This is a genomic window from Bacteroides sp. HPS0048 (assembly GCF_964240755.1).
Classification (GTDB): domain Bacteria; phylum Bacteroidota; class Bacteroidia; order Bacteroidales; family Bacteroidaceae; genus Bacteroides; species Bacteroides nordii.
Map to the genome: position 1 here is coordinate 165,676 of NZ_CAXSVC010000002.1, position 15,697 is coordinate 181,372.

The 15,697-nt window shown below is 48.4% G+C and carries 21 protein-coding genes; 12 read left to right on the plus strand and 9 right to left on the minus strand.

The window, feature by feature from the left end; translation table 11 throughout:
• Positions 1–2 precede the first annotated feature (2 nt).
• Genes traK through ACESQI_RS02090 form a run of 9 tightly spaced genes read left to right on the plus strand, consistent with a single transcriptional unit; the run spans position 3 to position 7,754 of the window.
• On the plus strand, positions 3–617 hold the full coding sequence (gene traK, locus ACESQI_RS02050) for a conjugative transposon protein TraK (protein ID WP_004320476.1): 615 nt from the start codon (positions 3–5) through the stop codon (positions 615–617).
• A 12-nt stretch (positions 618–629) separates the two neighbouring features.
• Positions 630–1,010, plus strand: a complete 381-nt coding sequence (locus ACESQI_RS02055; protein WP_004301338.1) for a hypothetical protein — start codon at positions 630–632, stop codon at positions 1,008–1,010.
• A gap of 10 nt (positions 1,011–1,020) precedes the next feature.
• Positions 1,021–1,503 carry a DNA N-6-adenine-methyltransferase gene (locus ACESQI_RS02060; RefSeq protein WP_004320479.1) on the plus strand — a complete coding sequence of 161 codons (483 nt, stop codon included), beginning with the start codon at positions 1,021–1,023 and terminating at the stop codon, positions 1,501–1,503.
• 7 nt (positions 1,504–1,510) lie between these two features.
• Entirely contained in the window at positions 1,511–2,662 is a 1,152-nt protein-coding gene (gene traM, locus ACESQI_RS02065) for a conjugative transposon protein TraM (protein WP_005680011.1), read from the plus strand.
• A gap of 11 nt (positions 2,663–2,673) precedes the next feature.
• Entirely contained in the window at positions 2,674–3,459 is a 786-nt protein-coding gene (locus tag ACESQI_RS02070) for a site-specific DNA-methyltransferase (RefSeq protein ID WP_004320483.1), read from the plus strand.
• A gap of 37 nt (positions 3,460–3,496) precedes the next feature.
• Entirely contained in the window at positions 3,497–4,348 is an 852-nt protein-coding gene (gene traN / locus ACESQI_RS02075) for a conjugative transposon protein TraN (RefSeq protein ID WP_004320485.1), read from the plus strand.
• On the plus strand, positions 4,345–4,857 hold the full coding sequence (locus tag ACESQI_RS02080; protein WP_004320486.1) for a hypothetical protein: 513 nt from the start codon (positions 4,345–4,347) through the stop codon (positions 4,855–4,857). Before traN ends, ACESQI_RS02080 begins: the two co-directional genes overlap by 4 nt.
• Before the next feature lie 25 nt (positions 4,858–4,882).
• On the plus strand, positions 4,883–5,539 hold the full coding sequence (locus ACESQI_RS02085) for a hypothetical protein (RefSeq protein WP_004320488.1): 657 nt from the start codon (positions 4,883–4,885) through the stop codon (positions 5,537–5,539).
• Between the two features lie 28 nt (positions 5,540–5,567).
• Complete coding sequence (locus ACESQI_RS02090; protein WP_007482742.1) at positions 5,568–7,754, plus strand: type IV secretory system conjugative DNA transfer family protein; 2,187 nt, start codon at positions 5,568–5,570, stop codon at positions 7,752–7,754.
• An 87-nt stretch (positions 7,755–7,841) separates the two neighbouring features.
• Here the strand turns inward: ACESQI_RS02090 and ACESQI_RS02095 are convergent, their stop codons facing one another.
• Positions 7,842–9,056: a PDDEXK nuclease domain-containing protein gene (locus ACESQI_RS02095; RefSeq protein WP_004320495.1), complete on the minus strand. Its 1,215-nt coding sequence runs from the start codon at positions 9,054–9,056 to the stop codon at positions 7,842–7,844.
• Between the two features lie 148 nt (positions 9,057–9,204).
• On the opposite strand from ACESQI_RS02095, the gene ACESQI_RS02100 reads away from it, so the two are divergent.
• Positions 9,205–9,387 (plus strand): hypothetical protein, encoded by a 183-nt coding sequence (locus ACESQI_RS02100; protein WP_008782490.1) that lies wholly within the window; start codon positions 9,205–9,207, stop codon positions 9,385–9,387.
• Between the two features lie 89 nt (positions 9,388–9,476).
• Positions 9,477–9,599, plus strand: a complete 123-nt coding sequence (locus ACESQI_RS02105; RefSeq protein WP_004320497.1) for a Fic family protein — start codon at positions 9,477–9,479, stop codon at positions 9,597–9,599.
• 102 nt (positions 9,600–9,701) lie between these two features.
• Here ACESQI_RS02105 and ACESQI_RS02110 read toward each other — a convergent pair whose 3' ends face one another.
• The 8 genes from ACESQI_RS02110 to ACESQI_RS02145 form a co-directional block, all read right to left on the minus strand.
• Entirely contained in the window at positions 9,702–10,082 is a 381-nt protein-coding gene (locus ACESQI_RS02110) for a hypothetical protein (RefSeq protein WP_004320499.1), read from the minus strand.
• Between the two features lie 33 nt (positions 10,083–10,115).
• Positions 10,116–10,388, minus strand: coding sequence for a hypothetical protein (locus ACESQI_RS02115; protein ID WP_004320500.1), 273 nt, complete (start codon positions 10,386–10,388; stop codon positions 10,116–10,118).
• A 7-nt stretch (positions 10,389–10,395) separates the two neighbouring features.
• Entirely contained in the window at positions 10,396–10,671 is a 276-nt protein-coding gene (locus ACESQI_RS02120; protein WP_004320502.1) for a hypothetical protein, read from the minus strand.
• 441 nt (positions 10,672–11,112) lie between these two features.
• Positions 11,113–12,840: a ParB/RepB/Spo0J family partition protein gene (locus ACESQI_RS02125; protein ID WP_004320504.1), complete on the minus strand. Its 1,728-nt coding sequence runs from the start codon at positions 12,838–12,840 to the stop codon at positions 11,113–11,115.
• A gap of 437 nt (positions 12,841–13,277) precedes the next feature.
• Positions 13,278–13,532, minus strand: a complete 255-nt coding sequence (locus tag ACESQI_RS02130; RefSeq protein WP_004320506.1) for a hypothetical protein — start codon at positions 13,530–13,532, stop codon at positions 13,278–13,280.
• Positions 13,533–13,539: 7 nt separating this feature from the next.
• Positions 13,540–14,295, minus strand: coding sequence for a ParA family protein (locus ACESQI_RS02135; protein WP_004320508.1), 756 nt, complete (start codon positions 14,293–14,295; stop codon positions 13,540–13,542).
• A gap of 280 nt (positions 14,296–14,575) precedes the next feature.
• Positions 14,576–14,938 carry a hypothetical protein gene (locus ACESQI_RS02140; RefSeq protein WP_004320510.1) on the minus strand — a complete coding sequence of 121 codons (363 nt, stop codon included), beginning with the start codon at positions 14,936–14,938 and terminating at the stop codon, positions 14,576–14,578.
• A 10-nt stretch (positions 14,939–14,948) separates the two neighbouring features.
• Positions 14,949–15,317, minus strand: coding sequence for a hypothetical protein (locus ACESQI_RS02145; protein WP_227201947.1), 369 nt, complete (start codon positions 15,315–15,317; stop codon positions 14,949–14,951).
• Between ACESQI_RS02145 and ACESQI_RS02150 the strand changes: the two genes are divergently transcribed.
• Positions 15,316–15,534, plus strand: coding sequence for a hypothetical protein (locus ACESQI_RS02150; RefSeq protein ID WP_004320514.1), 219 nt, complete (start codon positions 15,316–15,318; stop codon positions 15,532–15,534). The two genes, ACESQI_RS02145 and ACESQI_RS02150, sit on opposite strands and share 2 nt — an antisense overlap.
• Positions 15,535–15,697 lie beyond the last annotated feature (163 nt).

A 15,697-nucleotide genomic window follows, 5' to 3' on the forward strand; every position in this document is an offset into this window, starting at 1 on the left:
CGATGGTCATCAAGAATTTGGAAAACAAAATAAGACTGGTGGGCATCATCTGTACCGCTTTTCTCGTGGGATGTGTCATCATCAGCTTGTCAAGTATCTGGACAGCCCGGACGATGGTCTCGGATGCGCAGAAGAAGGTGTATGTGCTGGACGGCAACGTGCCTATCCTCGTGAACCGCACGACAATGGACGAAACGCTTGACATGGAAGCTAAAAGCCATGTGGAAATGTTCCACCATTATTTTTTCACGTTACCGCCAGATGACAAATACATCCGCTATACGATGGAAAAAGCGATGTATCTGGTGGATGAGACGGGGTTGGCACAATACAACACGCTCAAGGAAAAGGGTTTCTACTCCAACATTTTGGGTACGAGTTCGGTGTTCTCCATCTATTGTGACAGCGTGGCTTTCAACAAGGAGAAGATGGAGTTCACTTACTACGGACGGCAACGCATTGAGCGGCGGAGCAACATCCTCATGCGGGAACTGGTCACGGCGGGGCAACTTAAGCGTGTGCCCCGAACAGAAAACAACCCGCACGGATTGCTTATCGTGAACTGGCGAACCCTGCTGAACAAGGACATCGAACAGAAAACGAAGATCAACTACTAAACAACGGAGTTTATGAATATCAAGGGATTCAGGCGGATGCTCTTCGGTGAAAAGATGCCGGACAAGAACGATCCGAAATACAAAGACCGTTACGAGCGGGAGGTGTCCGCCGGACGAAAGTTCGCCCAAGCGACACGCATTGACAAGGCTGCCGCCAAGGTGCAGGGATTCGCCAACGCACACCGGATACTTTTTCTGGTCATCGTCTTTGGTTTCGCTATCGGAGGGTTCACTTGGAACATCTATCGCATTACAATGGCATACCGCAACAGCCGGCCGACACGCACGGCGACGGAAATGCAGGATTCGGTGCTACGGGAAAGACACAAGAGGCTGCAAGGGGGTGAAATAAGGGAAAATCGGAACGAGAACAAGAAATATGAACCGCAATAAAGGAGTGCTTATGAATACACGATTTGAAAAATCAGTCCGCTCGTCGGACGAATGGTACACCCCGAAGGAGGTGTTGAAAGCGTTAGGCAGGTTCGACCTTGACCCTTGCGCCCCTATCCGTCCGTTGTGGCCGACCGCCGAAGTCATGTATGACCGGAACATGGACGGATTGTCCCTGAAATGGGAAGGGCGTGTATGGCTCAATCCTCCGTACTCGCGTCCCCTTATCGAACAGTTTGTCCGAAAGCTGGCGGAACACGGCAACGGCATCGCGCTGTTGTTCAACCGTTGCGATTCCAAAATGTTTCAGGACGTCATTTTCGAGAAAGCGACGGGCATGAAATTCCTGCGCCACCGCATCCGGTTTTACCGCCCGGACGGAACACGCGGCGATTCTCCCGGTTGCGGCAGCATCCTGATCGCATTCGGAGTGGAAAACGCAGAAGTGCTGAAAAACTGCAGCATTGAAGGCAAGTATGTACAACTCAATTAAAAGATGTATGATGAAGATATTTGATAAAATCAATTTCAGGGAGCCGAAGTATATGCTTCCGGCTGTCCTGTATATCCCGCTTCTGGTTGCATCGTACTTCATCTTCGACCTGTTTCATACCGAAACGGCGGAGATTCCGGACAAGACGCTGCAGACAACGGAGTTTTTGAACCCCGATTTGCCGGATGCCCGGCTTAAAGGCGGTGACGGCATAGGCAGCAAGTACGAGAACATGGCCAAATCATGGGGTAAGATACAGGATTACTCCGCAGTGGATAACATAGAACGAGATGAACCCGATGACAACAAGGAAGAATATGAATCGCAATACACGGTGGACGACATCGCCTTGCTCGATGAGCAACAGCAGGAAAAGGCTGCGGCAGCGCAAATTGCCGATGCCAAGACACGCGAGCAAGAAGCTCTCGCGGAACTGGAGAAAGCCCTTGCCGAAGCAAGGTTGAGAGGACGCAATGAGGTATTACCGGCGACCGATACGGACAGTACCGCATCGGCGCAACCCCCGACGGCAACCATAGAGGTCAAGGGAAAAATAGAGGAAGAGAGCCGTTCGGTAAAAGCCCCGTCAGAGAACGAACCGCCCAGCGAAGTGGTACGCAAGGTAAAGACGGCTTCGGATTACTTCAATACGCTTGCGGTCAATGCCCGTGAACCGAAACTGATAAAGGCCATTATCGACGAGGACATCAAGGCGGTGGACGGCTCGCGTGTGCGGTTGCGTCTGCTCGACGACGTGGAGATCAACGAGTGCGTGGTCAAACGAGGGTCGTATCTGTATGCCACCATGAGCGGCTTCTCGTCGGGGCGTGTGAAGGGGAACATCACCAGCATTCTCATCGAGGACGAACTGGTGAAGGTCAGCCTGTCCCTTTACGACACGGACGGCATGGAAGGGCTTTATGTACCGAACAGCCAGTTCCGGGAAACGAGCAAGGATGTGGCAAGCGGTGCGGTGTCGGGGAATCTGAACATGAATACCGGCAGTTACGGCAACAGTCTCTCGCAATGGGGAATGCAAGCCGCTACGAATGCCTACCAGAAAACGAGCAATGCCATCGGCAAAGCTATCAAAAAAAATAAGGTAAAGCTGAAATACGGCACTTTCGTCTATCTGGTGAACGGACGTGAGAAACAGTAAAAACGGAAGCCATGATAGAGATTGACAACATATATAATATGGACTGTATCGAGGGTATGAAGCTCATGGCGAACGGCAGTGTCGATGCCGTGATAGCGGATTTGCCTTACGGCGTGTTGAACCGTAGCAACAAGGCGGCACACTGGGACAGGCAGATACCGCTCGAAGCGTTGTGGAAACAGTACCGCAGGATCACCAAGCCGGGAAGCCCCGTTATCCTCTTTGCGCAGGGCATTTTCTCGGCGCAACTCATGCTCTCGCAACCCCGGATGTGGCGGTATAACCTCGTGTGGCGGAAAGACCGGGTAACGGGTCACCTGAATGCCAACCGGATGCCGCTACGCCAGCATGAGGACATCATCGTGTTCTACGACCGTCAGCCGGTATATCATCCTCAAATGACGCCGTGTCCACCGGAACGGAGGAATCATGGACGCCGCAAGACGGACGGTTTCACGAACCGCTGTTACGGTGAAATGAAACTGGCTCCGGTGCGTGTTGCCGAAGACAAGTACCCGACCTCTGTCATTTCCATACCCAAGGAACACAAGACAGGAGCATTCTATCATCCGACACAGAAGCCGGTAGCCTTGATAGAGTACCTGATACGTACCTATACCAACGAGGGCGATGTGGTGCTGGACAACTGCATCGGTTCGGGTACGACCGCCATTGCCGCCATCCGCACGGGGCGGCATTACATCGGATTCGAGATTGAACCGACGTATTGCGAAATTGTCGGACGACGGATTCGGGAGGAACTGGAACGTGGTCATGGATTAAAGAAAGCGAAATAAGGGAAATAAAGAAATAAACAATATCAACAGAAACGATATGAACAAGAAAATAATTGTAACTGCATTTCTTCTGGCGGCAGGACTTTTTGCCACACGGAACGCACAGGCTCAGCGTACATACGAAGAGATGGAACGGCTGACTGTCAATGAACAGGTAACGACCGTCATCACAGCCACGGAACCGGTCCGCTTCGTGGATATTTCCACAGACAAGGTGGCGGGCGACCAACCCATTGAGAACATCATCCGGTTGAAGCCCAAAGAGACGGGACACGAGGACGGTGAAGTGCTGGCCATCGTCACCATCGTAACGGAACGCTATCGCACGCAGTATGCACTCATCTACACCACGCGGATAAGCGAGGCGGTGGCAGACAAGGAAATTCAGCTACAGGAACGGGATGCCTACAACAATCCTACGGTCTCGATGTCCACAGCCGACATGGTGCGTTTTGCAAGACGGGTGTGGAACTCGCCCGCGAAAATCCGCAACGTGGCGACCAAGGCGCACCGAATGGTAATGCGCCTGAACAATATTTACTCGGTGGGCGACTATTTCTTCATCGACTTTTCCATCGAGAACAAAACGAACATCCGTTTCGACATCGACGAGATACGGGTGAAACTGTCGGACAAGAAACTTTCGAAGGCAACCAACGCGCAGACCATCGAGCTGACGCCTGCCCTGGTATTGGAACACGGCAAGACGTTCAAGCACGGCTACCGGAACGTGATTGTCGTGAAAAAGATGACCTTTCCGAACGACAAGCTGCTGACCATCGAAATGACGGAACAACAAATCAGCGGGCGCAATATCAGCCTGAACATTGACTACGAGGATGTGCTGTCGGCCGATTCATTTAACACCGCTTTATTGGAGGAGGAATGACGATGAAAAAGACGATAATACTGATGCTTGCCTGCATGTGCGTCTTCATGAATGCAAGTGCGCAGCGTAACAGCGGCCGCCTCTCGCTTGGAGTGGGATTGCTGTATGAGAACGGCATGGACGTAACGCTTGCTTACGAACATGAAATGAACTACCGCCATGCGTGGGAGTTTTTCGCCAACGGCTATCTGAAATGGACGGAATGTAAATCTTGCGGTCATATTTGTCCGGAATCCTTCTGGCGCAACTATCGCACTTACGGTTTCGGTGTGGCGTACAAACCTTGTGTGGTGCGTGGACGCAACCATTACGGCAACTTGCGTATCGGAGCTTCGGCAGGGAGCGACACGAACAAGTTTCTTGCCGGAATCCATGTGGGTTACGAGCACAATTATGTGCTGCGGTCGGGATGCACACTGTTCTGGCAGGTAAAGAGTGACATGATGATAAAAGGGGCGGATTTGCTGCGGACAGGTATCGTGCTGGGGGTGAAACTGCCGATAAAATAAAGGAAAAACAAAAAACGAAAATAACATGATACGAAAGATTCAATGGTTTGCAATGGCAGTGACGGCGGTATTGTGCGCTGCCTGTGACGCCCATATCGACGTACCTGATACGGCGGTACGTCCGGGACATATTCTCTGCGAGGACGGTACGGCTTTATCCTACGTACAGTATGAACAGTCGGGAAAACGGGCAATAGCGGTTGTCTTCGATACCGAACACCGTGAAGGTACGGAAGGGAACGGCTATGCGGTTTACCTGTGGGACATTGCTCCGGCAGCTTTTGCCGACAGCCTCGGTGTCGCACAAGGGACGTCGGCCGACATCGAGGCTTTGGACGGGAACATGAACACCTTTGCGCTGTACGACACACGGGAGACGGCTTCGCCTATGGCGGAAGCGGTCTTTGACCTGTGGCGGTACGGACAGAGTGCCTATATCCCGTCGGTGGCACAGATGCGGCTGCTGTATGCCGTCCGGGAAACCGTCAATCCTGTCATCGAACGGTGTGGCGGCCATCCGCTGCCGTTGGATGAAAACGACTGCTGGTACTGGACATCGACGGAGGTAACCGGACAGGAAACGGCGAAAGCGTGGCTTTACTCGACAGGAAGCGGTGCGATGCAGGAGACCCCGAAGACACAGGCGCACAAGGTGCGGCCGATTATCACACTGAACAGGTAGGAACGAAAAGAGGGAAAGGACAAAGACAATGGAAGAAAGCAAGGAACTACAAGGATTTTACAAAATATTCCGTGCGGTCATCTATATCTCCGTGCTGATGGAGTTCTTCGAGTATGCCATAGACCCTGCCATGCTCGACCACTGGGGCGGCATATTGATTGATATACACGGGCGCATCAAGCGATGGATGATCTATAACGACGGCAACCTCGTGTATAGTAAGATAGCGACCTTCCTACTCATCTGCATCACTTGTATCGGCACACGCAACAAAAAACACTTGGAGTTTGACGCACGCAGGCAAGTGTTATATCCACTTATCTGCGGATTGTTCTTGATTGTGTTCTCCGTGTGGCTGTACCATCATACGATGGAAACGAGGCTCTACACCCTGCCGCTGAACATCATCTTCTATATGGCGGCTACGCTGGTCGGTGTGATATTGGTGCATATCGCATTGGATAACATCTCGAAGTTCATCAAGGAGGGACTGGGTAAAGACCGGTTTAACTTCGAGAATGAAAGTTTCGAGCAGAGCGAAGAGAAGGATGAGAACCAGTATAGCGTGAATATACCGATGCGGTACTATTACAAAGGTAAATTTCGCAAGGGATGGGTGTCGATAAGCAACTGTTTCAGAGGAACATGGGTGGTTGGAACTCCAGGCAGCGGTAAGACGTTCAGTATCATAGAACCGTTCATCCGCCAACATAGTGCCAAGGGCTTCGCGATGGTGGTCTATGACTACAAATTTCCGACACTTGCCACTAAACTTTACTATCATTACAAGAAAAACCAGAAGCTCGGCAAAGTGCCAAAAGGATGCAAGTTCAACATCATCAACTTCGTGGATGTGGAGTACAGCAAACGGGTGAACCCCATTCAGGCAAAGTACATCAATAATCTTGCGGCGGCGAGCGAAACGGCGGAAACCCTGTTGGAATCCCTGCAGAAAGGCAAGAAAGAGGGAGGCGGAGGCAGTGACCAGTTCTTTCAGACTTCTGCCGTGAACTTTCTTGCCGCCTGTATCTACTTTTTCGTGAACTACGAGCGGGAACCCTACGATGCAAACGGAAAGAAACTGTATGCGGAGAAACGGCAAGATCCGCAGACGAAGTTCTGGAAGCCGACGGGTGTCGTTCGTGACCGTGAGGGTGGCAGCATCGTGGAACCTGCCTATTGGCTTGGAAAATACTCGGATATGCCGCATATCCTTTCATTTCTCAATGAGAGCTACCAGACTATTTTTGAGGTACTTGAGACGGACAACGAGGTCGCGCCGTTGCTCGGCCCGTTCCAAACGGCCTTCAAAAACAAGGCGATGGAACAGTTGGAAGGTATGATAGGTACGCTGCGTGTCTATACCAGCCGTTTGGCTACAAAGGAATCTTACTGGATATTCCACAAGGATGGGGACGATTTCGACCTGAAAGTTAGTGACCCCAAGTCACCCAGTTATCTGCTGATAGCCAACGATCCGGAAATGGAAAGTATCATCGGAGCGTTGAACGCTCTGATATTGAACCGTCTCGTTACCCGTGTGAACACCGGGCAGGGGAAAAATATTCCGGTCAGCATCATCGTGGATGAGCTACCGACACTGTATTTCCACAAGATAGACCGACTGATAGGTACGGCGAGAAGCAACAAGGTAAGCGTAACGCTGGGTTTTCAGGAGTTGCCGCAGTTGGAGGCTGACTACGGAAAAGTGGGAATGCAAAAAATCATCACGACAGTGGGCAACGTGGTAAGCGGTTCAGCTCGCGCAAAAGAGACACTGGAATGGTTGTCGAATGACATTTTCGGCAAGGTGGTACAGGTCAAAAAGGGCGTGACGATCGACCGGGACAAAACGAGTATCAATCTCAATGAGAACATGGACAGTCTTGTACCCGCCTCGAAAATTTCGGATATGGCGACGGGATGGATTTGCGGACAGACGGCACGTGATTTCGTGAAGACGAAAACCGGTACGGGAGGCTCGATGAACATTCAGGAGTCGGAAGAGTTCAAGACTACAAAGTTCTTCTGCAAGACGGATTTCGATATGAGGGAGATAAAAGCGGAGGAAGCGGCCTATGTACCGCTACCGAAGTTCTACACTTTCAAGTCGAGGGAGGAACGGGAACGCATCTTGTATAAAAATTTCATACAAGTCGGACAGGATGTAAAAGACATGATAGCGGATGTACTGAACAAGCGTGGGGCGAAATAAATCAAAATCCCTGCAATAATTTACGTGGTTATTGCAGGGATTTTTGTATTCCATTCAGCTACCCGAAATCTTGCGGACATAAATGAATCATCTGACAGTTTCCGATTTGGAATCGTTTTCCGACAGCAGATTTTGTAATTTGTCGATGTCCGGTAGAGTCTTGCGCAAATTTTCCGGCATTTCTTGGGCTGTGCGGTATGTCGCCACGCCCATAGGCTTATCATAGTCGCGCACCATGATTTCGACAAATTGGCGGTTGGCATCCTGACATAGGACAATACCGATTGAAGGGTTCTCGTGCGGTTTCTTGTCGGTCATATCATATACAGTCAGATAACCGCTAAGCTGTCCGAGATAATTCGGGCGGAACTTGCCCCGTTTCAATTCCACGATTACGCTGGCATTCAGTTCTCTGTTGAAGAATACAAGGTCAGCAAACATTTCCTCTCCGGCAACTATCAGGCGATGCTGACTGTCGATAAAAGTGAAGTCGTTTCCAAAACGGAGAATGAACTGCTTGATATTGGTTACGATTTGGTTTTCGATGACCTTTTCGTTCCAGTCCTGTTCGCGTTCTCCCACATTCTCCAGATTAACCATTTCGAGCATATACTCATCCTTGAACGCCAATGTCGCTTTTACGGCATAAATGGCTTCGGGCAGCACTTGAAGGAAGTTGCTCGGCAAAGATCCGCGATTTGAATAGATGTCTTCTTTCAAGTAATTTTTGAGAGAGGATAGCGACCACGCATTTTGAGCGGCACAATGGATATAGAACAATCGTTCTGCGATGTCTTTTGAACGAGTCAGGATTTCAATATGATGTGAAAAGCTAATCTTGACAAAATCGTCCCAGGTAAATTCGGTATTGACCGGTTGCCCGATAAGTTGCAGCAGTAGATGCTCGTCAATATCCAATTCGCCCAACGCTGTTGGATGAATTAAAGCCGTACCCTTTTCCGACGAATGGTTTTCCAATTCGCCCAACACTGTTGGACGAATTAAAAACGTCCTCCATTCCTCATAGAATGAGCGCATCCGTTTCAACCCCGATTCAGAAAAGCCGTGCAGACCGGGCAACTCCCGTTGAAGGAGCTTTGATATGGTAGGCAATGCTTTAGTACCCCAACAGCCGATGCGGGAATTTTCAGACACGAATTTCCCCACTCCAAAATACAACGAGAGAGTTTCTTTGTTGACCGCAGCCGCACTTCTATACCGGCAGCGTTCGATGGCATGTTTGATTATCTCTACTGCCTCTGCATATTGTGTATAATCCGATGGGATAACCTGTTGTTCCATATACATACGTTTTTGTGCCGCAAAGGTACGAAAAATACGGGATATACAGGGCAGAATGCCAACATATTATAGTGCCGTGTGGGTCTTATTCGGTATTTTTAGCGTTCCGGTTTCCTGCACTCGCTTTGCTGCCAATCTACTCACTTAGATGTTCATGTGTCTGGGGCGTGCCGAGAAAGCCGGTAGCGGTGTGGATAAGATTGTGAGCGGTTGGCAGTCTTTGGGTTGGCCGCTTCCTACTGTAGCCGAGGAAACACGTCCGGACTATGTTGTGCTGACCTTGCAGTTAGGGATGAAAACCCGACAAGAAAACCTCGCAAGCAGGATTTGAGAAAAGAGCAAATCTTGGAGTTCTGTGTTGAGCCGCAATCCCTATCTGATATTTTGCAACATTTAGGATTGAAAGATAGGGAAAATCTTATGGAGGTCTATATCAATCCGATGATTGGTGCAGGGGTATTGGAAATGACGGAGCCGGACAATCCCACAAGCCGTAACCAGATGTATGTAACGGTAAAAGTGGAACAAGAATTTCAAAAGTAAGTTTATAATAGGATATTGCGGCTTGGACGCATCCAACCTCATACAAATAACACTGCCCGCGTGAAAATGGGGGCAGTGTTATTTATATGGTAGTTCGCTTATTTAAGCTCGTGTACCGCTTAAAAGTTCGGCAAGTTGCCGGTCGCAGAATTTATCGTATTCCTCCTTGTCTGTACCGCTTTCGATAGCCCGGTCGATAACATCGCCCAGTTCGTCGAAGCAGACTTCTTCATTGACACACTTTGCATTGCTATCATCTTCTTTCAGTAGATAGACCTCGTAGTAATCAGAGCCGTTGAGAGCGATAACGACATATCCGGCGTGTAACCGTCCGTTTACTTTCAGCCGCAGTGCCGGTAATTCTTGGAATACCGTAGCGACAAATTCGCTGACTCCCCACGACATAAAGACGGGTATGGGGGTAAATGACAGTAATTGTTCTTTGATGGTCTGTGCGATGTGCATTACATACTCTTTATCCATAACTTTGATTTTTAATATGATTATTGATTTATGTTAGTTGAACCATTCGGGGTTATCCTCTTTTAATTCCGTGATGAGTTCATCGTCCGGTAATTTGAGGGTCTTCGCATCGGCGAAAAAGAAAACCTCGTCATATATTTGTTCGGCTTCCTTACTTGCAAAACCTTCGCTCTCGTCCTCGAAACTGCCCGGATGAAGTGCATCGAGCAGAGCGGTAGAGCCGATAAGTAGTTCTTCACCTTCGTTGGATTTCACGATACGGCAGATGTAGATATTGCCGTCAAATTGTAGTTCTTTCGTTTTCATACGCCTGTTATCTTAATGGGATATGTCTCCCGTTTGCCTTGAGGTATTCCATGATACACTTCGCTTCTTCGTGCGATGCACGGTTGCGGTCATCGTAATTGCGTGTCTCGTCTGCCATGACCACGATACACTCCTTTACCAACCTGTAAAGGCTTTGCTGCAGCGTGGGGTGCATTTCGGGGATAGCGGCTGCAAACCGTTTGGGATTGAAGCCGTAATCGTTCACTGCTCTTTCCCAGTCTTTGGCGAGCTGGTACTCCTTGCTTTCCTTGATGTTGTCCATAATCTTGAATTTTAATGATTTGTTTTTTATTCCCTCCGTTCGATTCCTTTCTGTCGGAACCGCTTTGGGATTTTATAGATGCGGTAAACGGTTGTCGGTACAGCTTCATACGGGAGGCTTTTCCTGCCAATTACTCTTTCTGAGGGAAGGAAGAATTTGCAGGAAATACATTTCAAGCCGCCGGATCAAGCGCGACGGCCGACCTTTGCATCTGATAAAACCAAACCGGGGCTGACAGGGAATGAAGCTGGGGAAACGCTATAAAAGGGAAGTTGAAAATGGTAAAAAAGAGAGGAAACGAAAGCTATGAATGGAGGAAGGGTGGGTGGTGACGGGTTCGTCAGAAAGTTAAAAGAGGTACTTGGGTCCTTTGTCCGGAGCATACAAAAATGAATAGAGGGCGGATTTCCCCCCCCCTATTCGTTATGACAACAACATTTGTCAGGCAGCTATTTCTTCCGTTTGCGGTTCGGTCTGTGCTTCCGCTTCGGGTTGCGGTTCATCGGGTTGTTCCGCTTCCTGCGTGGCTTGTTCCTGCAAAGCGGCTTTTTTTTCCTTAATGCGTTGGTGCCGCTTTTCGTACACTTCATTATATCCGTCTTGGATATTGGCAAGTTCTTCGGGCATATGCTTTTGGGCGAAGCCAAGCAACAGGGAGGCTGTGGCGTTGTTACCGAATGCGTCCTTGAAATTGGCAATCAGATAATCCCTGCGGATAACGGCTTTCTGCTTGGCGGTAAGGTTCTCGATGATGCGCATTTTGTCCTCGCTCGTAAGGTAGTAATAAGAACCTTTATCTTCAATTCCCACCTCATTGAAATGCTCTTTGCGGAGTGAGGAGAGCAGGAAGAAATACACCATTTTCTCCTCGTCCTGTCCAAATTTGCGCTCTGACATATCGACCTCTAAAATCCGCTTTTTGGTGTCTTCAACGGTCTTTTCGAGGGCAATCTCCTTGTTGCGTTTGTCCTGCTTTTCCAACTTCTCGATAGGTGAAAGCGGCATTTCGGTTGCTGTACCGTTTACGGTGGTAGCGGTATTTGCAACATAGCACAGTGTAATGTCGTTGCTCTCAATACGGAGATAGAGGGAGATTTCTCCTGCTTCGCTTCGGGTGCGGATTGCTTCGCATTTTTCGGTGTAACCGTTCAATTCCTGCCCGTAATCCTTTTCTGCATCCTCGTATTCCTCGGTGGTATCATAATCCTCTTTTTGAGGTGCTTGGGGGCTTTCGGGGTATTTCGTTGCATAGGTTTTAAGGCTTTCCACTTCGTAGCCCATAGCGGTAAGTCGGTCGATGACAGCTTCATTGTAATTGTAGCTTTCGTGGCAGAGGGGAACGGCAGGGTGCTGTTCCATGAGCCGCATAGCCTTTTCGGTAAGGTGCGATGTGTTCATTTCCACCAAGCAAGCGCGGTTGGCGCAATTTCCGCAACCACCCTCACAGAACAACATCATATTATTGGTATTGTGAGGGCATGAAAGACAAAGGGTTTTGTCGAATGAATAGCGATTGAGGTCTGCGGTGTATTGCCGTTCGATGCTTTGTGCCACCTCGGAAGCTTTCATGCCTCGCCAACTATTGTACTGCACCCCCTCTTTCAGATGTTGGTCGTACACCTCACGCTGTATCTCTTCCCCATAACGGCAGATTTCACTTGCCACGCTGATTGTGATTTCGTCCTGCTCCAACAGCAAAGCGATTTCGGGTATCAAGGAAACGAATTTAAGTCGTGTACGGATATATGCCTCCGTCTTGCCGAACTGCACGGTCAAGGACTGTACATCGTGGCGACCGCTGTCTATGAGCTTTTGGTAGGCGTTGGCTTCCTCAATCGGGGTCACATCCTTACGCTGCAGGTTCTCGGTAATCGCCATTTCCTCGGCTGTCTCGTCTGAAATTTCCATGACGATAGCCGGAATTTCCGCCAATTCAGCCATGAGGGAAGCACGGTATCTGCGTTCTCCGAATACAATCTCGAAACGGTTGTCCGCAATAGGGCGCACACCGATAGGCTGAAGCACTCCCTGCTGACGGATGCTCTCGGCAAGTTCCGCAAGGCTTGTCTCGTCAAAGTTCTTACGTGGGTTGTAGTTACTCGGCTGAATGTCTGCCAATGCTACCGATGTGATGTTCTTCTCTACTGCTTGAACTGCTGTTGTTGCCATAATCATAAAATTTAATTGGTTGATATTTGATTTTTTTATTTTCCCTTTTTTCGGTTCTTTTCTCTGCCTGAACCGCTTGGGATTTACAGATGCTTCAAGGGACTGACGAACAAGCTATTTTCAACGCTTTTTCCGGAAAATTACTCTTTCGCAGGAAGGAAGAATTTTACGAGAAATGCACTTCAAAGCGGTGAAATCAAGCGCGGCAGTCCAAATTTGCGTCTGGAAAACCAACCGGCGATGGCAGGAACGAGGCCGGACAAGCGGCAAGTGGAATAAATAAAAAAGTAATACAACCATGCGGTTATAAGAGGTAATAGAACAGGAGAACACCCAGGAGGGTATAAACAGGAAAAACGCTACCTTGTGGACGTGCCCATAAGATAGCGGTATGCTATAAAAGGTATATCGGATGGGGACTACAACCGCCGTACCGGTTATTTCTCGTGCTTTTCCAAATACTCTTTCATCGCCTCGTTCACGATGTCCCGTAGAGACATATTCTTTTCGATGGCGAGGTACTTCATCCGGGTATGAATACTTTTGTTTATGACAAAGTTGCAATGTACAGCAGGCTCTTTTTCCGTTTTGACCGGTGCAGGTTCTTTCTTTTGCGTGGACTTCCCGGTGGATGACAGCAAGCCGTCCAGTCCGCTTCTCATGCCGTTTTTCAATGAATCACTTTTGCCCATATCGTTTTTATTTTAATTTCAACACTTCTTTTGCTAACTCCATGTAGTCCTTTGCCCCGTTGCTGTTCTTGTTATACTCAAAGATATTCATGCCTTTTATCGGAGCTTCGGCCAATGATACATTGTCCCGGATGACGGTCTTGAATACCTTGTCGCAGAACGATTCGCTGATTAGTTCCGCCACACTTTTGTTGAGCGTCTTGCGCTTGTCAAACTGGGTGATGACAATGCCGCCGATATTTAGGTTTGGGTTCAAACGTTCCTTGACAATCCCGACCACATTTGTAATCTTTGCCATTCCGCGCATGGCGAGGAACTGCGCCTGTACCGGGATAATCAGGAAATCCGCCGATGTGAGGGCGTTCAGTGTCAGCAAACCCAGCGAGGGCGGACAGTCAATCAGGATATAGTCGAATTTACGGGTTTCAAGCAATTTTGCAATCAGCCCTTTTAGTATTAATTCCCGCCCCGGCTCGTTGATAAGCTCGGATTCTGTCGCCGACAAATCGAGGCAGGACGGTACAACGGAAAGACCGTTTTCCAACTCGAATACCGGTAAGGTATATTCGCCTTTCATCGCTCCGTACACCGTCCGTTCCTCTTCGATGGAGAGACCGCAGGATTCCGTGAGGTTTGCCTGACCGTCCATGTCGATGAGCAGTACACGCTTTTTCTTCTGCTGCAATGCGGCAGCAAGATTGATGGTGGTAGTTGTCTTTCCGACACCGCCCTTGTGGTTCAAAACTGCGATTATTTTTGTCATAATTTCGTGTCTTTATATCTGATACAAAGATAATACTATTTTTAGTATTTACTATTATTAGTGTATACTATTTTACTACTTTTGTATATTTTAGTATTATAGCATCTACTACTATACTAAAATACTGATTGACTAAATGTAGTGCATTCTATCATTTCTGATGGGATATTTCCTAATATCCTACTTTACTAACCTTAGTATATACTACATTTAGTATTTGTTGTATAACAGCAAAATAAGCTCATTTTGGAATTAGTCTTATAAATCATCATCATGCGCATTAGATAAATTCTGTCTCAAGTGCTTCCAACAAGTCGTGTATTTGTTTTTCCGCTTCCTCCATATCCGATACAATGTCCTTGATGTGGTAAGGTGCGCCATTTTTACCGTGCCCATCATTTCCAATCCATAGATAGGCTTCGTAATCCGGGTCAAAACCCTCGAAATATTGTTCCATGTCAGCAATGAGGGTATCAATGTCCTCACATTTCATTTCGGCACTGAAATTAAAATCCTGCCCATAGTTGGTATAGCGTTGGAAGTCGAACTGAATATTTGATTTATTTTTGTCATCCACACTTATACTCCAGCCTTTGCTTTGGGATATTTCCGTTACTTTTTGTATCTTTTCTTGAGCGGTCATAGTTTTGAGTTTATAGTGGGGAGACTTCACACCGTCCTACCGATTGCTTTAATCCGTTATTTGAAAGTAATACTCCTGCAGCTCGTCTGGCCATTCGGCGGTCATAGAGCGTGGCTTTCTGGTTGTCCCGCTCGTGCCATTGCCAAATTTTGTGATTAAGTACAAGGCACAGCTCTGTCCAATGCTTGTAGTTATCTTTCCATTCTGCCTTAACCTTTCTGTATGTGTCAGCTATGGCTTCATTCCCGAACTTGTCTGCCATAGAGAAGTCCTGCCAAAAGGTTGTCATCGGGTCATAGCCAGTAATTTCCGCTATATTCCACTTGGGAATTACTATTTTTAATATTTCCATACTTATTATTGTTTTTGTAATACTCATGAATCAAGATTACTATTTCCCTTTGTTCGGTCTGTTTGCGACCGCCGGGAAGATTTTTCTGCTTTCAGAAGGTGGCGGGGAACAATCGGACAAGGCTGATCCGGAAAAATACGCTCGACAGCGGAGAGGAAGATTTTTACGTGTCATTTGCGGCAGTATGCCGGCATTGGCAGGATTGGAGCCGCCGGTTACCTTTGCGGAAAATTCTGTTCCGTAGGTCGCACGGCAGCGGACTTGGGTTTAATGGGAATCCGTTAGAAAAGGAAAGATTTATGAATAAAAGAGTGAGGCGGCCAGCCGGGACGGACTTTCCGATGGACTGTCTTGGGACTACAGAGGGCAGGATTTATCCCGCCCCCTGTAATGCCAAGTCTGTCCGT

Bases quoted from the DNA above. Each gene is read 5' to 3' on its own strand.
- ACESQI_RS02110 (WP_004320499.1), bottom strand. From the start codon at position 10,082: ATGGATAAAGAGTATGTAATGCACATCGCACAGACCATCAAAGAACAA.
- ACESQI_RS02140 (WP_004320510.1), bottom strand. From the start codon at position 14,938: ATGACCGCTCAAGAAAAGATACAAAAAGTAACGGAAATATCCCAAAGC.
- ACESQI_RS02105 (WP_004320497.1), top strand. From the start codon at position 9,477: ATGGAGGTCTATATCAATCCGATGATTGGTGCAGGGGTATTGGAAATG.
- ACESQI_RS02085 (WP_004320488.1), top strand. From the start codon at position 4,883: ATGATACGAAAGATTCAATGGTTTGCAATGGCAGTGACGGCGGTATTG.
- ACESQI_RS02095 (WP_004320495.1), bottom strand. From the start codon at position 9,056: ATGGAACAACAGGTTATCCCATCGGATTATACACAATATGCAGAGGCA.
- ACESQI_RS02135 (WP_004320508.1), bottom strand. From the start codon at position 14,295: ATGACAAAAATAATCGCAGTTTTGAACCACAAGGGCGGTGTCGGAAAG.
- ACESQI_RS02125 (WP_004320504.1), bottom strand. From the start codon at position 12,840: ATGGCAACAACAGCAGTTCAAGCAGTAGAGAAGAACATCACATCGGTA.
- ACESQI_RS02120 (WP_004320502.1), bottom strand. From the start codon at position 10,671: ATGGACAACATCAAGGAAAGCAAGGAGTACCAGCTCGCCAAAGACTGG.
- traM (WP_005680011.1), top strand. From the start codon at position 1,511: ATGATGAAGATATTTGATAAAATCAATTTCAGGGAGCCGAAGTATATG.
- ACESQI_RS02070 (WP_004320483.1), top strand. From the start codon at position 2,674: ATGATAGAGATTGACAACATATATAATATGGACTGTATCGAGGGTATG.
- ACESQI_RS02060 (WP_004320479.1), top strand. From the start codon at position 1,021: ATGAATACACGATTTGAAAAATCAGTCCGCTCGTCGGACGAATGGTAC.
- ACESQI_RS02130 (WP_004320506.1), bottom strand. From the start codon at position 13,532: ATGGGCAAAAGTGATTCATTGAAAAACGGCATGAGAAGCGGACTGGAC.
- ACESQI_RS02150 (WP_004320514.1), top strand. From the start codon at position 15,316: ATGAATCAAGATTACTATTTCCCTTTGTTCGGTCTGTTTGCGACCGCC.
- traK (WP_004320476.1), top strand. From the start codon at position 3: ATGGTCATCAAGAATTTGGAAAACAAAATAAGACTGGTGGGCATCATC.
- ACESQI_RS02055 (WP_004301338.1), top strand. From the start codon at position 630: ATGAATATCAAGGGATTCAGGCGGATGCTCTTCGGTGAAAAGATGCCG.
- ACESQI_RS02080 (WP_004320486.1), top strand. From the start codon at position 4,345: ATGACGATGAAAAAGACGATAATACTGATGCTTGCCTGCATGTGCGTC.
- ACESQI_RS02100 (WP_008782490.1), top strand. From the start codon at position 9,205: ATGTTCATGTGTCTGGGGCGTGCCGAGAAAGCCGGTAGCGGTGTGGAT.
- ACESQI_RS02115 (WP_004320500.1), bottom strand. From the start codon at position 10,388: ATGAAAACGAAAGAACTACAATTTGACGGCAATATCTACATCTGCCGT.
- traN (WP_004320485.1), top strand. From the start codon at position 3,497: ATGAACAAGAAAATAATTGTAACTGCATTTCTTCTGGCGGCAGGACTT.
- ACESQI_RS02090 (WP_007482742.1), top strand. From the start codon at position 5,568: ATGGAAGAAAGCAAGGAACTACAAGGATTTTACAAAATATTCCGTGCG.
- ACESQI_RS02145 (WP_227201947.1), bottom strand. From the start codon at position 15,317: ATGAGTATTACAAAAACAATAATAAGTATGGAAATATTAAAAATAGTA.